This window comes from Geodermatophilus sp. SYSU D00815, from assembly GCF_054050035.1.
In genome coordinates this window covers 1-16,246 of sequence record NZ_JBJGYO010000034.1, presented here as the reverse complement: position 1 = coordinate 16,246, position 16,246 = coordinate 1, and the positions used below count along the sequence as shown (strand labels likewise).

At 76.9% G+C, this 16,246-nt stretch carries 11 protein-coding genes; 3 read left to right on the top strand and 8 right to left on the bottom strand.

Translation table 11 applies throughout. The features are described 5' to 3' along the window. Window positions 1-8: 8 nt before the first annotated feature. Window positions 9-707, bottom strand: coding sequence for a M15 family metallopeptidase (locus ACI78S_RS22890; protein WP_456977279.1), 699 nt, complete (start codon window positions 705-707; stop codon window positions 9-11). Window positions 708-796: 89 nt separating this feature from the next. On the opposite strand from ACI78S_RS22890, the gene ACI78S_RS22885 reads away from it, so the two are divergent. Then, complete coding sequence (locus ACI78S_RS22885; RefSeq protein WP_456977278.1) at window positions 797-1,492, top strand: response regulator transcription factor; 696 nt, start codon at window positions 797-799, stop codon at window positions 1,490-1,492. Next, window positions 1,485-2,600, top strand: a complete 1,116-nt coding sequence (locus ACI78S_RS22880; protein ID WP_456977277.1) for a sensor histidine kinase — start codon at window positions 1,485-1,487, stop codon at window positions 2,598-2,600. Before ACI78S_RS22885 ends, ACI78S_RS22880 begins: the two co-directional genes overlap by 8 nt. A 65-nt stretch (window positions 2,601-2,665) precedes the next feature. On the opposite strand, the gene nudC is transcribed toward ACI78S_RS22880, so the two are convergent. From nudC to ACI78S_RS22855, 5 genes are all read right to left on the bottom strand, one after another. Beyond that, window positions 2,666-3,619: an NAD(+) diphosphatase gene (nudC, locus tag ACI78S_RS22875; RefSeq protein ID WP_456977276.1), complete on the bottom strand. Its 954-nt coding sequence runs from the start codon at window positions 3,617-3,619 to the stop codon at window positions 2,666-2,668. Then, window positions 3,616-4,977 carry a M16 family metallopeptidase gene (locus tag ACI78S_RS22870; protein ID WP_456977275.1) on the bottom strand — a complete coding sequence of 454 codons (1,362 nt, stop codon included), beginning with the start codon at window positions 4,975-4,977 and terminating at the stop codon, window positions 3,616-3,618. The genes nudC and ACI78S_RS22870 overlap by 4 nt, the downstream gene beginning before the upstream one ends. Beyond that, window positions 4,974-6,284, bottom strand: coding sequence for a M16 family metallopeptidase (locus ACI78S_RS22865; RefSeq protein ID WP_456977274.1), 1,311 nt, complete (start codon window positions 6,282-6,284; stop codon window positions 4,974-4,976). Before ACI78S_RS22865 ends, ACI78S_RS22870 begins: the two co-directional genes overlap by 4 nt. A gap of 133 nt (window positions 6,285-6,417) precedes the next feature. Next, window positions 6,418-7,308: a DUF2510 domain-containing protein gene (locus ACI78S_RS22860; RefSeq protein ID WP_456977273.1), complete on the bottom strand. Its 891-nt coding sequence runs from the start codon at window positions 7,306-7,308 to the stop codon at window positions 6,418-6,420. 42 nt (window positions 7,309-7,350) lie between these two features. Continuing rightward, on the bottom strand, window positions 7,351-8,763 hold the full coding sequence (locus ACI78S_RS22855; RefSeq protein WP_456977271.1) for a M20/M25/M40 family metallo-hydrolase: 1,413 nt from the start codon (window positions 8,761-8,763) through the stop codon (window positions 7,351-7,353). A 45-nt stretch (window positions 8,764-8,808) separates the two neighbouring features. On the opposite strand from ACI78S_RS22855, the gene ACI78S_RS22850 reads away from it, so the two are divergent. Further along, entirely contained in the window at window positions 8,809-9,657 is an 849-nt protein-coding gene (locus ACI78S_RS22850; protein ID WP_456977270.1) for an alpha/beta fold hydrolase, read from the top strand. A 69-nt stretch (window positions 9,658-9,726) separates the two neighbouring features. Here ACI78S_RS22850 and ACI78S_RS22845 read toward each other — a convergent pair whose 3' ends face one another. After that, window positions 9,727-13,026, bottom strand: coding sequence for an ATP-dependent helicase (locus tag ACI78S_RS22845; protein ID WP_456977269.1), 3,300 nt, complete (start codon window positions 13,024-13,026; stop codon window positions 9,727-9,729). Continuing rightward, the gene (locus tag ACI78S_RS22840) at window positions 13,023-16,139 is read right to left on the bottom strand and encodes an ATP-dependent helicase (RefSeq protein WP_456977295.1); all 3,117 of its coding nucleotides are present in this window, start codon (window positions 16,137-16,139) and stop codon (window positions 13,023-13,025) included. The genes ACI78S_RS22845 and ACI78S_RS22840 overlap by 4 nt, the downstream gene beginning before the upstream one ends. Between the last annotated feature and the right edge of the window lie 107 nt (window positions 16,140-16,246).

Sequence of the window (16,246 nt, the reverse complement as noted above, 5' to 3'; positions counted from 1 at the left end):
GGACCCGGTCACCGCCGCATCCTCGGGTCGTGCGTGGGGTCGGGGTACGGCGGAGGACAACCGTCGTCGACGGCTCCCGGCCGCAGCTCGTAGTGCCACGGTTCGTTGCCGTAGACCTGGCACAGCCCGTGCTCGGCGCCGTGCTGGGACAGCCACGCCGTGGCCCCGGCGGGCCCGACGTCGACCGCGTCCCCCGTCACGTGCGCCGACGTCTCCGCCGTGGCCACCCACCGGGCGGCCTCCGCCTCCGAGCCGTGCTCGGCGACGGCCTCGCGGAACAGCCGGTCCTGGTACGCTGCGGATCGCCAGCCGCTGGTGACGACGAGCTCGACCCCGTCGCCCGCGGCGGCGGTCGCCGCCCGGCGGAGAGCGGCCAGGAGGGCGGGATCGAGGTTGGCCACGGCCGGCCACCCGCCGTCGAAGACGGTCACGCCGTCGGGGACGACGCCGTCGTCGACCGTCGCGCCGTCGGGAAGGGCAGGTCCGGCTCGTGGGGCACGGCCCTGAGGGCCGGGGACGCCCGCCGCCGGGGCGTCCCGGCCGTCGCCGTGCGTTGCGACGACGGGTGGCGCCGCCGAGGAGGGCGGGGCCGCCACCGCCCGGTACCCGAGGACCCCGGTGATCGCGGCGGCGGCCAGGGCCAGGACGACCGCGGTGGTCGCCCGCGCACGTCGGGCCGTCGTCCGCGCCTGCTCGCTGGAGGACATGCCGGCCAGTCAAGGCAGGTCCGTGTTGCCAGCACGTATGCCGTTCCCGATACGCCGGCGATACGTGCCGGCTCCCTAACCTCGGGCGCATGCGGGTGCTGGTCGTGGAGGACGAACCGTTGCTGGGCGAGGCCATCCGCGACGGGCTGCGCCTGGAGGCGATCGCGGCCGACCTCGCCGGGGACGGGAACACCGCCCTCGAGCTGCTGAGCGTCAACGCCTACGACATCGCGGTGCTCGACCGCGACATCCCCGGCCCCTCCGGTGACGAGGTCGCCGAGCACATCGTCGCGTCCGGCAGCGGCCTGCCGATCCTGATGCTCACCGCGGCCGACCGGCTCGAGGACAAGGCGTCCGGGTTCGGCCTCGGTGCCGACGACTACCTCACCAAGCCGTTCGCGCTGAAGGAGCTGGTGCTCAGGCTCAGGGCGCTCGACCGCAGGCGCGCGCACCACCGGCCGCCCGTGCGGGAGGTCGCGGGTCTGCGGCTGGACCCGTTCCGCCGCGAGGTCCACCGCGACGGCCGCTACGTCGCGCTCACCCGCAAGCAGTTCGCGGTGCTCGAGGTCCTCGTGGCCGCCGAAGGCGGGGTCGTCAGCGCCGAGGACCTGCTGGAGCGGGCGTGGGACGAGCACGCCGACCCGTTCACCAACGCCGTCCGCATCACCGTCTCGGCCCTGCGCAGACGCCTCGGTGAACCGGGGATCATCGCCACCGTGGCCGGCGTCGGGTACCGGATCGTCACGGCACCCGGCCCCGCGGGCGGGAGAGGCGACCGTGGCTAGAGCCCCTGGTGCGAGCGTCCGCCTCAAGCTCACCCTGAGCTACGCGGGCTTCCTCATGCTCGCGGGTGGCCTGCTGCTGGCGGTCGTGTGGGTGTTCCTGCTGCGGTACGTGCCCGACGCCGTGGTCATCACCTCCGACCCCCTCGGGTCCCGCCCCGGGCTGTTCGTCCCCAACCGGTCCGACCTCGTGCGCGCCTTCGTCCCCCGGGCGGCCGCGACGTCGGTGTTCCTGCTGGTGCTCGGCCTCGCGGGCGGGTGGTTCCTCGCCGGTCGGATGCTCGCCCCGCTGACCCGCATCACCGACGCCACGCGCAAGGCCGCGACCGGCTCCCTCTCCCACCGCATCGAGCTGCCGGGCCGCGCGGACGAGTTCCGCGAGCTCGCCGACGCCTTCGACGGGATGCTCGCGCGGCTCGAGGCGCACGTCGCCGAGCAGCAGAGGTTCGCCGCCAACGCCTCCCACGAGCTGCGCACCCCGCTGGCGATCACGCGGACGCTCCTCGACGTCGCCCGCAGCGATCCGGACCGCGACAGCGGCGAACTCGTCGAGCGCCTGCACGCCGTCAACACCCGGGCGATCGCGCTCACCGAAGCGCTGCTCCTGCTCAGCCGCGCCGATCAGCGGGCCTTCACCCGGGAACGCGTCGACCTGTCCCTCGTCGCCGAGGAGGCCGCGGAGACGCTCCTGCCCCTCGCGGAGGCGCACGGCGTGGTCGTCCACACCTCCGGGGACCTCACGCCCACCGTCGGCTCGCACGCCCTCCTGCTGCAGATGACCACGAACCTCCTGCACAACGCCGTCGTCCACAACCTGCCCGAGCACGGCAGCGCGTGGGTGACGACGAGCGCACACGCCGGAGGCGCGGTGCTCACGGTGGAGAACACCGGCGAGCAGCTCGCGCCCGAGGTCATCCCCACGCTGGCCGAGCCCTTCCAGCGCGGCACCGGACGCGCACGCGCCCGGCACGCCGGCGTCGGCCTCGGCCTGGCGATCGTCGACAGCATCGCCGGGGCGCACGGCGGGACGCTCACGCTCACCCACCGCCCCGCCGGGGGCCTCCGCGTCACGGTGCGGCTACCCGCCGCACCACCGCACGCCGGCACCTGACGACCGGGGGGACGGCCGGCGCGGCCCACGCTCCCCGGCGGGTGGTCGCTCCCCGTGGGCGGTCGTCAGACCCGCCCCTCGACCCAGCGGTCGATGATGTGCCGGGCAATCGACACCGGCGGCGGCAGCGCCCGCGGCCCGTTGCCCGAGCGCAGCTCGTCCCGGGTGAACCAGCGGGCCTCCTCGATCTCGTCCTCGTCGATCCGGATGGCGTCGTCGCCGTCCACCCGCGCGGTGAACCCGAGCATGAGCGACTGCGGGAACGGCCACGGCTGGCTGCTCACGTAGCGGATGTCGGTGACCCGCAGGCCGACCTCCTCGGCGACCTCGCGGGCGACGGCGCCCTCGGCCGACTCCCCCGGCTCCACGAAGCCGGCCAGGATCGAGAAGCGCCCCGGCGGCCACACCGCCTGCCGGCCGAGCACGCAGCGGTCGCCCCCGTCGTGCACCAGCATGATCACCGCCGGGTCGGTGCGGGGGAACAGCTCCGCGCCGGTCTCGGGGTCGCGCTGCACCCAGCCGGCCCGCTCGATCGTGGTGGCGGCGCCGGAGAGCGGGCTGAACCGGTTGCGCTCGTGCCACTCGAGGATGCCGATCGCCTCGGCGAGCAGGCCGGCGTCGAGGTCGCCGAGGTCGGCCCCGATCTCCCGCAGGCCGGTCCAGGTGTCCACCGGGCGGCCGTTGACGGTCAGCGCCCGCTCGCCGCGGACGGCGGCGTAGGGGACGCCGTCGGCCTCGCCCAGGTACACCGCGCCGAGCGGCAGGTCCGGCTGCTCGTCCCAGACCAGCTGCGGCCCGGCCGGCCCCTCGTGCACCGGGACGGCGCGCCGCTCGTCGACGGTGAGGACTCGGACCGGCCGGCCACCGGTGGGGTCGTCGAGGTCGCGGCGGCGGTGCCCGCGGTCGTGGGCCGAGCGGGAGAGGACCGGGACGGCGCCGGTCGTGCCCCGGGTGCCGGCCGGCCAGACCGCGCGGTCGACCGGCGGGTTGTCGGCGGGGGTGCTGCCCGGCGCGCTCATCCCTCGGCCGCCGCCACCTGCACAGGGCCGAGCGCGCGCAGCGGCTCGGCGATCTGCCCGGCGTCGCCGACGACCACGGCGGTCAGCGCCGCCGGCGCGAGGTAGCGGCGGGCGGCCTCCCGGACCTCCTCGACGGTGACCGCGGCCAGCGCCCGCTGGTGCTCGGCCAGCCAGTCGGTGGACAGCCCGGCCCCCACCAGCGCCGAGAGGGTGCTCGCCAGCCCGGCGTGCGTCGCCGTCGACAGCGCCATGCTGCCCAGGACGTACCGGCGGGCGCCGTCGAGCTCGGCCTCGGTGACCGCGGTGAGCGCCATGCGCCCGAGCTCGTACCAGGTCTCCAGCAGCGCCGGCGCGGTCACCTCGGTGGCGACGTCGGCCTCGACGAGGAAGGACGACGCGGCCGCGAGGTGGTCGACAGTGCTGCGCGGGCTGTAGGTGTAGCCGCGCCGCTCGCGGATGTTCTCGACCAGCCGCGAGGAGAAGTAGCCGCCGAAGACCATGTTGGCCAGCCGGACGGCGGGCAGGTCGGGATCGGTGCGGCCGGGCGCGGGACCGCCGAGGCGCAGGTTGGACTGCACCGCCCCCGGGCGGTCGACGACCTCCAGCGCCCCCGGCTCGGCGAGCGGCGCGGGCGGCGCGGTGACCGCCTCGCCGTCGCGCGACCAGCCGGCCAGCGCCGTGCCGGCGGCGTCGGTGGCCGCCTGCGGGTCGAGGTCGCCGACGAGCACGAGCGTGCTCCCGGCCGGGACCACGCGGTCGCGGTGCAGCGTGCGCAGGGCGGTGCTGCGGACGGCCATGACCAGGTCCGGCGTCGGCAGCTGCAGGGCGTAGGGGTGGTTGCCGTAGCGGCGGGCGGCCAGCGCGGTGCGGGCGATGACACCCGGCTGCGAGCGGGCGATGCCGATGCGCTCGGCGACGCGGGCCCGCTCCCCCTCCACCCGGTCGTTGGGGTAGGTGGCCGCCGTGAGCAGCTCGGCGAGCAGGCCCAGCACGGCGGGCAGCCCCTCGGGCAGCAGGGTGGTCGAGAACAGCAGCCGGTCGGGGTCGGCGGAGACCGACAGCTCGGCCCCGTGCCCCTGCAGCAGCTGCGCGATCTCGGTCTGGTCGTGCTGCGCGGTGCCCAGCAGCACCGCGCCCGAGAGGACGGCGGCGCGGGCGGTGTGGGTGGCGGCGCTGCGCGCGCTCGCGGCCGCGAACGGCACCCGGAGCCGCAGCTCGACCAGCGGCACCCCGGGCCGGGGGACGACGACCACGCGCAGGCCGGTGGGCAGCACCGTCTCGGTGACCGGCGGCGCCGGCTGCGGCCGTGGCTCCCCCAGCGGCGGGATGAGCGACAGGTCCAGCGTCGGGGCGCTCACCTGGCCCCTCCGGTGGCGCGCAGCTCCAGGACCGCCGCCGTGCCCGGGTCGAGCCCGCCGGCGGCCACCTGCACCTGCTCCGGCGTCACCGCGGCCAGCCGGGCGGCGAGCTCCCCGGCCAGCTCGGCGCGGCCGTGGACCAGCTCGGCGGCGGCGAAGCCGAGGGTGCGGCCCAGCACCGAGTCGGCCTGGCGCAGCAGCTGCGCCTCGGTGCGCGCCTGCACGCGGGCCAGCTCCTCGGCGGGGACGCCGTCGTCGGCCACGCGGGCCACCTCCTCGTGGATCGCGGCCAGCACCCGCTCCACGTCGACGGCGGCCGGGTGGTGCACCTGCGTGGTGAGCAGCGTGGCGTCGCGGACGTCGAAGGGGTCGCCGAACAGGCCGACGTAGCTGCTCTGCGCGATGGCGATCCGGTCGTCGTGGACCAGCCGGCGCTCCAGCCGGGACGCGTCGCCCTCGCTGAGCATCTCGGCGAGGAGCACGGTGCCCAGGTAGGTGTCGAGGTCGCCCACCGGGTCGGGCACCCGCCAGCCGATCGCGACGGCGGGCGCGGGGGCCAGGGCGTCCTCGACGACGCCGCGCCGGGCGGTGGTCGGGGACGGCTCACCGGTGGCGACGCGGGGCGGCACCTCGCGGGCCGGCACGGGGCCGAACCACCGGCGGACCAGCTTCTCGGTCTCGGCGACGTCGAGGTCACCGCCGATGCAGAGCACGGCGTTGCCGGGCGCGTAGTACTTGTCGAAGAAGTCGGCGGCGTCGTCGACGGTCGAGGACTCGAGGTCGACGAACGAGCCGTAGCCGTCGTGGGTGTTGGCGAAGCTCTCGAAGGCGATCTGCGGCAGCTGCAGCCACGGGAAGGCGCCGTAGGGCCGGTTGAGCACGTTGACCCGGATCTCCTCCTTGACCACGTCGATCTGGTTGCGGAGGTTCTCCTCGGTGATGGCCGGGGCCGTCATGCGGTCGGCCTCGAGGAACAGCGCGCGCTCGAGCGCCTCGGCCGGCAGCGCCTCGAAGTAGTTCGTGTAGTCCTGGTGCGTCGAGCCGTTGAACGTGCCGCCCGCGGCCTGGACCAGGCGGGCGTGCTCCATCTTCGGCACGTGCGCCGAGCCCTGGAACATCAGGTGCTCGAAGAGGTGGGCGAATCCGGTGCGGCCCTCGGGCTCGTTGCGCATGCCGACGTCGTAGAACACGCTCACCGCCACGACCGGCACGCTGCGGTCGGGGGCGAGGACGACGCGCAGCCCGTTCTCGAGCGAGAAGCGCTCCACCGGGTGCCGCAGGGTGAGTTCGGCCCCAGCTGCTGTCACGCCACGACAGTAGCCGGGAACAGGCGGGCGACGAGCGGGACCCGAAGGGTTCCCGAGGCGGGACGCGGCAGCAGCGGCTCGGCGCGACCCGGGGACCGCGCCTGGCCGCGGTGCGGTCCGGAGGACCGCGGGGTCACAGCACCTCGACGTCGCCCAGCACCTGGTCGATGACGCCGTAGAGCTCGGCGTGGGTGTTCGGGATGGAGATGTAGAGCAGCGCCGGCGCGGCGCGGCCGACGTCGACCAGCAGCATCGCGGCCCGCTCCCCCGTGGAGTCGTAGCCGGCGACGTCCCAGGACAGCTGGAACTCGTAGAGGTGCGCCGCGTGCCCGTCGACGGTGCGGGCCTCGTCGCGCAGCACCGTCCGCTCGTTCGGGCCGGGGTAGTAGTTGGCCCGCACGCTGTCGGCCAGCTGCACCAGCGTGCTCTGCAGCGTCGACGGCCCGGCCCAGCCGTAGCCCTCGGCGACCGGGCCCGAGGTGCACTGCGCGATGAAGATGCCGCCGTCGGGCACCTCCTCCTGGGTGGTGAAGTACTGCCCGGCGATGGCCGTCGTCTCGAACTGGCTGCCGAGGTCCCACTCGAACCAGTTCTCGCCCAGCCACGGGTAGGACAGCCCCGAGACCTCGTCGATGATCCGCACGGTGCCCGGCGGGAAGGTGGGGCCCGCCGGGGCGGTCGGCACGGGGCCCGGCGGGTCGGCCACGTCGGACCCGCCGCCGCCCGAACGCCCCACCAGCACGCCGACCACCAGGACGGCGACCAGCGCGAGCACCGACAGCCCGACCACCCACCCGGTGGGGAACGGACGGGGGGACGACGGCGGCGGCACCGGCGAGGGCGCCGCGGGCTGCTCGGGCGCCGGCGGGGCGAGCACCGGTGAGCGCTGCACCGCCACGCCCGGGCCGGCGGGCGTGGTCACGTCCGACCAGCCGACGCCGTTCCACCAGCGCACGTAGCCCGGCGCGCCGTCGGGGTCCGGGTACCACCCCGGCGCCGGTGCGGAGTCCCCAGGTCCGGTCACGCCGAGCACTGTAGGTCGTGGACCCGCCCCGGCAGGGCACCCTCAGCCGCGGCGGACACCCGCCAGCTCCCGCCACAGGTGGGCGGCGGCCTCGGCGCCCCGGTGCAGCATCGGCAGCAGCACGCGCTCGTTCGGCGAGTGGATCCGGTCGGTGGGCAGGCCGGCGCCGAGGAAGACCAGCGGCGCGCCGAGCTGCTCGACCAGGTCGGCCTCCGGACCGCTGCCGCCCTCCTTCATGAAGAGCACGTCCTCCGGCCGGCCGTCCCAGGCCCGGGCGATGGCGGCGAGCAGCGCGTCCATCCACGGCGAGTCGAGGTCGCTGGCGCACGGGGCGACGCCGCCGGCCTCCACGTGCACGTCGGCCGCGATGCCCTCGGCCACGTTGGCCGCGACCCAGGCCCGCAGCATCGGCCCGATGTCCTCCGGCCGCTGGTCGGCGACCAGCCGGAAGGTCACCTTGGCGTGCGCCTCGGCCGGGATGATGGTCTTGGAGCCGGGGCCGGTGTAGCCGCCCCACATGCCGTTGACCTCGGCGGTCGGGCGGGCGCCGATCCGCTCCAGCGTGGTGAACCCCGCCTCGCCGGTGGCGACCCGCGAGGCGGCCGGGCCGGCCAGCCACTCCCCCTCGTCGAAGGGCAGCCGGCCCATCAGCGTGCGCTCGCGGTCGGACAGCGGGCGCACCCGGTCGTAGAAGCCCGGCAGGGTCACCCGGCCCTGCTCGTCGTGCAGGCGGTCGAGCAGCGAGGCCAGCGCGTGCAGCGGGTTGGGGACGCCGCCGCCGAAGGAGCCGGAGTGCAGGTCGACCGCGGGTCCGCGCAGGGTGATCTCGGCGGCGGCCAGGCCGCGCATCGACGTCACCGCGCTCGGCAGGTCGGGGGCGGCCATGCCGGTGTCGCTGACGACGACGACGTCGCAGGCCAGCCGCTGGCGGTGCTGGCGCAGCAGGTCGGCGAAGTGCGGCGAGCCGGACTCCTCCTCGCCCTCGACGAGCAGCTTGACCGTGACCGCGGGGGTGTCGCGGCCGGTCGCGGCCAGGTGCGCGCGCATGCCGAGCAGGTGCATCGCGACGTTGCCCTTGTCGTCGATCGCGCCGCGGGCGTGCAGCTCCGGCCCGTCGGGACCGTCCACGCGGGTCGGCTCGAACGGCGGGTGCACCCACAGCTCCAGCGGGTCGACCGGCTGCACGTCGTGGTGGCCGTAGACCAGCGCGACCGGGGCGCCGGGATCGGCCGACGGCCACTCCGCGAAGACGGCGGGGGCGCCGGGCGTGGGCCAGATCTCCACCGTCGGGAAGCCCACCCGGCGCAGCGCCTCGGCCAGCCACTCGGCGCTGCGGGCGACGTCCGGGCGGTGCGCCGGGTCGGCCGAGATCGAGGGGATCCGCAGCCAGGCGTCGAGGTCGGCGTGCAGGTCGTCGAGGTGGGCGGACACGAACGCGCGCTCGGGGCTGGTCACGGGCTCCGACGGTAGCCGGGCGGCGCGGCGGCTACCGTCCGGGTCATGCCCGGTGAGCTGCTCGAGGCCGACGTCGGTGACCTGACCTTCGACGTCCGGGTCGACGGGCCGGAGGACGGGCGGCCGGTGCTGCTGCTGCACGGCTTCCCCGAGACGTCCGCCTGCTGGGCGAAGGTGACGCCGCTGCTGACCGAGGCCGGCCTGCGCACCTACGCCCCCGACCAGCTGGGCTACTCCCCCGGCGCCCGGCCGGCCGAGGTGGACGCGTACGCGACGACGAACCTGGCGCAGGTCACCGCCGACCTGATGACCGTGCTGGGGATCCCGCGCGCCGACGTCGTCGGCCACGACTGGGGCGCGAACGTGGCCTGGGCGCTCGCCGCCTGGCACGGCGACCGGGTGCGTTCGCTGACCGCCGTGTCGGTACCGCACCCGGCGGCCTACACCGCCGCCTACCGCGGCGATCCCGAGCAGAAGGAGCGCTCCGCGTACATCCGGCTGTTCTGGCAGGCCGGCAAGGCCGAGGAGGTGCTGCTCGAGGACGGCATGCGGCGGCTGCGGCGGATGCTCGGCCCGCAGGAGCAGACCGGCATCCCCGCCGAGGCGGTCGAGGAGTACCTCGCCGTCCTCTCGGCGCCGGGCGCGCTCACCGCCGCGCTCAACTGGTACCGGGCGATGAGCTCGGCCACCCCGGTGGACGACGTCGCGGTGCCGACCACCTACGTGTGGAGCGACGGCGACGCCGCCATCGGCCGCACCGCCGCGGAGGGGTGTGCGCGGCACGTCACCGGCGACTACCGCTTCGTGGAGCTGCCCGGGGTGACGCACTGGATCCCCGAGCAGGCGCCGCGGGAGCTGGCGACGGCGGTCCTCGACCGGATCGCGTCGTCCTGAGGCGTCACCCTCGCGGTGTGGTCGCGCCCCTCGCGGTGGACGGCGAGGGTGGCGACCGCACCGCGAGGGTCACCAGTCCTCCGGCGGCGGCTCCTCCTCGTCGGGCGCCGCGGTGCCGGAGACCAGCGCGAGCAGGCCGGCCTCGTCGAGCAGGTCGACCGGCCGCAGCGTCACGTCCGCCGCGACGTGGTGGAAGCCGGCGCTGACCCGCTCCACCGGCACCCCGGTCAGCCGCGACCAGCCGAGCCGGTAGGCGGCCAGCTGCACCCCGACGGCGGCGAGCTCGGCCCCCCTCGGCGGCGGGCCGGTCTTCCAGTCGATCACCTCGAAGCCGCCGTCGGGGGTGGTGAAGACGGCGTCGATCCGGCCGCGCAGGGTCAGCGGGCCCAGCGGCGTCTCGAAGGGCACCTCGACCTCGATCGGCGTCCGGTCGGCCCAGGCGCTGGCGAGGAAGGCCTCCTGCAGCTCGGCCAGCGCGCCGTCGGGGGCCGCCAGCTCGTCGCCGGAGCCGGGCAGCTCGTCGAGGTCCAGCAGCCGCGCCGAGCCGAACCGCTCCTCCAGCCAGGCGTGGAAGGCGGTGCCCCGGCGGGCCTGCGGCGCGGGCGCGGCGGGCATGGGGCGGCGCAGCCGGCGGGCCAGCTCGGCCGGGTCGCGGCGCAGGGTGACCAGCGCCGAGACCGACAGGTGCGAGGGCAGCGGGACGTCGACGGTGGGGCGGGCGTGCTGCGCCCGCTCGCGCAGCAGCAGGTCGGCGTCGCGCAACCACTGCTCGACCTCGGCGTCCTGCTCGCCGACGACGCGCGCGGGGTCCAGCGGGTGCGGCACGGCCGCGCGGACGAGCTCCGCGGCGGCGGTGAGCGCGCGGCGCCGGCCGGCCGACAGCGGGTCGGTCGGCCAGCTGCCCACCGGCCACTCCTCCAGCGCCGGGTTGGTCGCGTCGTCGGCCGGGGGCGGCGCCCAGTGCACGACCGCGCCCGCGCCGGACTCGCACGCGTCCTTGGCGGTGAGCAGCAGCGACGAGGGCCCGCACACGTTCTTGCCGTCGCGCCACCAGCTGCCCGAGCAGACCAGCAGCCGCTTGGCGCGGGTCACCGCGACGTACCCGAGCCTGATCTCCTCCTCGGAGCCGAAGTCGCGCCAGGCCTGCACGTAGTCCTCGAGCGCGGCCTTCACGTCGGCCTGGTCGCCCGAGCCGGGCGGCGGCAGCACCAGCGCGGGCAGCTCCTCCCGGTCGGTCAGCCGCAGGTCGGCCGGCAGCGCGCCCGGGTCCTTGATCCACGAGTCGCTGGTGTCGGTCTTCGCCGGGAACTGGTCGACGGTCAGGCCGGGGACGGCGACGACGTCCCACTCCAGCCCCTTGGCGGAGTGGCCGGTGAGCAGCTGCACCGCCTCGGGGTTGACCGCCACCTCGCCGGGCTCGAGGCCGCGCTCGCGCTCCTCGGCGTCGCGCAGGTACCCCAGGAACGCCGGCAGCGACGGCAGCTCGGCCAGCTCGACGAACTCGGCCGCGACGGTGTGCAGGGCGTCGAGGTGGGTGCGGGCGCCGGCCGGGCTGACGTCGGGGGCGCTGGCCAGCTCCGTCTCGAGGCCCAGCGTGCGGGCGACCTCGTCGACCAGGTCGGGCAGCGACTCGCCGATGCGGGTGCGCAGGTGGGCCAGCTCGCCGGCGAGCCGGCGCATCCGCCGGTACCCGGCCATCGAGTACGCGTCGGCCGGGCCGAGGTCGTCGAGCGCCTCGACGATGCTGCCCCGCTCGCGCGGGCCGCCGTCCTCGGCGTCGTGGTGCCGGGCCCGCACCAGCGCGCGGGCGCGGGCGTCGAGCGCGGCCAGGTCGCGCGGGCCGATCCGCCAGCGGGCCCCGGTGAGCAGCCGGCCGAGCGCGTCGCCGGCGGTGGGGTCGACCAGCACGGTCAGGGTCGCGACGACGTCGGAGACCTCGGGCACGGCGAGCAGCCCGCCGAGACCGACGACCTCCACGGGGACGCCGCGCTCGCGCAGCGCCGTGGCGATGCCGTGGAACTGCTTGCGGGCCCGGGCCAGCACGGCGATCGTCGGTCGCTGGTCGGGATCGGCGTGCCAGCACCCGGCCAGCCGGTCGGCCAGCGCCCGCGTCTCCTCGGCGACGGTGTCGTACAGGCCGACCTCGACCGTGCCGGCGCCCGCGGTGGGCGCGGCGGTGAGGTCGGGCAGCGGCTCGGCCGGCTCGGGCAGCATCCGGGCGACGGCGTTGGCCACGGCCAGCACGGCCCGGTCGTTGCGCCAGCTGGTGGCGAGGGTGAGCCGCTCGGCGCGGGCGTCGTCCCTGCCGGGGAAGGTGCGCGGGAACCGCTCGATCGTGCCGGCCGAGGCCCCGCGCCAGCCGTAGATCGACTGGCGCGGGTCGCCGACGGCGAGCACGGGGTGGCCGGTGGCGCCGCCGAAGAGCGCCTCGAGCATGCGCAGCTGCCCGACGCTGGTGTCCTGGTACTCGTCGAGCAGCACCACCTGCCAGCGGGCCCGCTCGCGGCGGCCGACCTCCGGCGCGGCGACGGCGATCCGCGCTGCGTGGGCGACCTGGTCGGCGTAGTCGATCGCGCCGGCGGCGCGCTTGCGCGCCTGGAACCCCTCGACCAGCGGCAGCAGCGCGGCCCGCGCCCGCTGCCGGTCGACCACCTTCTGCACGTCGGCGTAGACCCCGCGCTTGCGCGGGGCGTCGGGGTAGCCGCGCACCCGCCGCTCGAAGTGCTCGGTCCACGCGCGCAGCTGGGCGGGGGTGACGTCGTGCTCGCCGAGCTCGGCGGCCAGCGCCAGGACGTCCTCGACGGTGGTGAGCAGGGTGAGCGGGACGTCGCTCATGTCGCCGGTGTAGGCGCCGACCACCGCGGCCGCCTGCCCCCAGCACATGGCCGGGCCGAGCACCCCGGCGCCGGGCTCGATGCCGATGCGCAGGCCGTGCTCGGCGACCAGCGAGGCGGCGTAGCCGTGGTAGGTCGACACCGTCGGGGAGGCGATGGCCAGCCGCTCGGCGAGCTCGGCGTCGGTGTCGGGGTGGCGGGCCAGCGCGCCCAGCCGCAGCCGCACGCGCTCGTTGAGCTCGCTGGCCGCCTTGCGGGTGAAGGTGAGGCCGAGGATCGCCTCGGGCTCGACCACCCGGTTGGCCACCAGCCAGGCCACCCGCGCGGCCATCGTCTCGGTCTTGCCCGAGCCGGCGCCGGCGACGACGACCAGCGGGCGGTCGGCCGGTGCCGCGACGACCCGGGCCTGCTCGTCGGACGGCGCGTAGGCAAGCCCGCAGCGGCGGGCCACCTCGGCGGGGCTGAGCAGCTCCGGGGCCTCCGGCGGCGGCTCCTCGCCGAACAGGTCGTCGAAGGAGAGCTGCTCGACGCTCACCGGGTCACCTGGCCGCCGCGCTCGTGCAGCGGGCAGCTGCGCCGCGACGGGCAGCGGTCGCAGTAGCTGCCGGTGCGCACCTCGAACGTGCCGGCGCCCATGCCCTCGCCGACCGTGGCCAGCAGCTCGCCGGCCCAGGTCTCGGTCACCGGGACGTCGTCCGGCAGCGGGTCCTGCGCCTGCTCCTTGGCCTTGCTGCCGGAGCCCACCTGCAGCAGGGCGGCGCCGCCGGTGTCGGTGCCGTGCTCGGCGAAGGCGCCCGAGACGATCGCCACCTGGTACGCGGCCAGCTGCCCGTGCTGCTCGAGCTCCTCGGTGCGGGCCGGCGTCTTCCCGGTCTTGAGGTCGACGACGAACAGCCGGCCGTCGGCGTCGCGCTCGAGCCGGTCGACCTGGCCGCTGATCCGCGCCCGGCCCACCTGCACCGTGAAGTCGGCCTCGGCGGCGACCAGCTCGCGCGGGTTGCGGCCGTGCCAGGCGACGAACCGGTCGAGCATCTCGTGCGCGGTGGCCCGCTGCCGCTGGTCGGCCCACCCGGGGCCGAGGTCGAGCTGGTCGAGCTCGGCGTCGAGCGCGGCCCGGGCGTCCTGGGCGGGCAGGCCCTCGGCGACCCGCTGGGCCACCTGGTGCACCGCCGTGCCGACGGTGCGGTTGGCGTCGGGCGCGGGCTCGGCGCCGACCGCACCGAGCACCCAGCGCAGCGGGCAGCGGCGGAACCCCTCGATCGCGGACGGGCGCACGCGCACCGGCTCGTCGGGGTCGACGAGCGGCGCGTCGTCGGAGAGCGCGGCCAGCCCCCACCAGCTGGCCGGGTCGGCGCCGGGCACGCCCTCGTCGGCGAGCCGGCGCAGCACCGAGGCCGCCGTCGACCGGCGGGGCGCCGGCGTCTGCGGGTCGGTGAGGGCGCGGCGCAGCGCGGCCACCAGCGCGGGCAGGGTGAGCGAGCGCGGCAGCTCGGTGAGCGTCCGGCCGCCCTCCGGCGGCTGCTCGACCAGGTCGAGGAACCGCGACGGGGTGGCCCCGGCGTCCGGCCCGTCGACGGCGCCCTGCACCGCGCTGACGACGAGGCGGCGCCGGGCGCGGGTGCAGGCGACGTAGAACAGCCGCCGCTCCTCGGCGAGGGCGAGCGTGCGCCGGTCGACGCCGGCGCCGTCGACGCCGGCGGCCCGCTCGACGAGGTCCTCGGCGGCCAGCAGCGTCGTCCGGTCGCGCAGGTCGGGCCAGATGCCCTCCTGCACCCCGGCGACGCAGACGAGGTCCCACTCGAGGCCCTTGGAGGCGTGCGCGGTGAGCAGGCGGACCGTCTCGGTCTGCACCGCGCGCGCCGCGCCGGTGTCGCCGGGCAGCTCCTGGGCGGAGAGGTGGTCGAGGAAGGCCCGCGGGTCGGCCGAGGGCAGCCGGTCGACGAACCCCGCCGCCGCGTCGAACAGCGCCACGACGGCGTCGAGGTCGCGGTCGGCGACCGCGCCCGCCTGCCCGCCGGCGGCGGACAGCCGCGCCCACCGGCCGGCCAGGCCGCTGCGCTGCCACATCGCCCACAGCACGTCCTCGACGGTGCCGCCGTCGGCGAGGGCGATGCGCCCGGCGGTGAGGACGGCGGAGACCCGCAACGCCGGCCGGGCGACGTGCTCGGGCAGCTCGGCCAGCAGCGTGTCGTCGGACAGCGCCGTCGCCAGCGGGGTGCCGCGCTCGGCCGGGTCGACGCCGCGGGTGTTCAGCGCGATCCGCACCGCGCGGCGCAGCCGTCGGAGGTCGAGCACGGTGGCCGCGCCCAGCGGCGAGGCGAGCAGCGCCTCGGCGGCCGTCTCGTCGAGGCCGACCGGCTCGCTGCCGCGGGGCGTGGCCGGCAGGAGCGCCGACACCGCGGAGAGGAAGGGCGCCACGGCCGGCTGCGCGGCCAGCGGCAGGTCGTCGGAGGAGACCGCGACCGGCACGCCCGCCTGGGCCAGCGCCCGGCGCAGCGGTGCCAGCGCGACGGCGCTGCGCACCACGACCGCCATCCGCGACCACGGCACGCCGTCGAGCAGGTGGGCCCGGCGCAGCAGGTCGGCGAGGTAGGCCGCCTCGACCGCGGCCGAGGCGAACACGTGCACCTCCGCCGACCCGGGCGGGGTGCCCTCCCCGGCCCGCAGCCGCCGGTGCTCCCACGGCCCCGGCAGGCCCTCGGCGACCTGGCGGCTGATGCGCAGCAGCTCCTCGCCGGACCGGCGGCAGACGCCGAGGGAGTGCCGCTCGGCCAGGCGCCCGTCGGGGTGGCGGAAGCGCTCGGGGAACTCGACGATGCCCCGCGGCTCGGCGCCGCGGAAGGCGTAGATGGCCTGGTCGGGGTCGCCGACTGCGACCAGGTTGCCGCCGCCCCCGGCGAGCAGGTCGAGCAGCTCCACCTGGGCCGGGTCGGTGTCCTGGTACTCGTCGACGAACAGCCAGCGGGCGCGCTCGCGCTCCTGGCGCAGCAGCTCGGGGTCGCCGGCGAGCTCGTCGATCGCGGCCCGCACCAGCTCCGCGGGGTCGTAGCCGGAGGCGTCGCCGCGGGCGGCGGTGGCGAACGCGGTGACCCGCTCGTACTGCTCCTGGAAGGCCGCGGCGTGCGCCCAGTGCTCGTGCCCGAGCTCGCGGCCCCAGGCGACGAGCTGCTCGGGGCCGACCGCGCGCTCGGTGGCCCGCAGCAGGAACTCGCGCAGCTCGCTGCGGAAGCCGTGGGTGGCCAGCGCGGGGGCGAGCTCGGCCGGCCAGCGGACGGCGCCCTCCTCCTCGGCGTCGCCGCGCAGCAGCTCGGCGACGACGGCGTCCTGCTCGGCCGCGGTCAGCAGCCGCGGCGGGGGCTCGCCGCGCAGCACCGCGGCCCGGCGCAGCACCCCGAAGGCGTACGAGTGGAAGGTGCGGGCCAGCGGCTCGCGGATCGTCCGGGCCACCCGGGCGGTCACCCGCGTGCGCAGCTCCGCGGCGGCCTTGCGGCTGAAGGTGAGGACGAGGATCTGCTCGGGGTCGACGCCGGCGTCGATGCGGGCGGCGACCGCCTCGACGATCGTGGTCGTCTTGCCCGTGCCGGGGCCGGCGAGCACCAGCAGCGGACCGCCGGGGTGGTCGACCACGGCCTGCTGGGTGGGGTCCAGGGGGGGGGGGGGCGGCGGGCCCCGCCCCCCGCCCCCCCGCCCCCAGAACCCCGCGGCCCCCGCCCCCCCGCCCGCGGGGGGGGGGTGTGCGGGCGCTGCGAGCCCCG

Excerpts from the sequence above, each read along its gene's own strand:
- ACI78S_RS22890 (WP_456977279.1), bottom strand. The coding sequence starts at position 707 with ATGTCCTCCAGCGAGCAGGCGCGGACGACGGCCCGACGTGCGCGGGCG.
- nudC (WP_456977276.1), bottom strand. The coding sequence starts at position 3,619 with ATGAGCGCGCCGGGCAGCACCCCCGCCGACAACCCGCCGGTCGACCGC.
- ACI78S_RS22850 (WP_456977270.1), top strand. The coding sequence starts at position 8,809 with ATGCCCGGTGAGCTGCTCGAGGCCGACGTCGGTGACCTGACCTTCGAC.
- ACI78S_RS22885 (WP_456977278.1), top strand. The coding sequence starts at position 797 with ATGCGGGTGCTGGTCGTGGAGGACGAACCGTTGCTGGGCGAGGCCATC.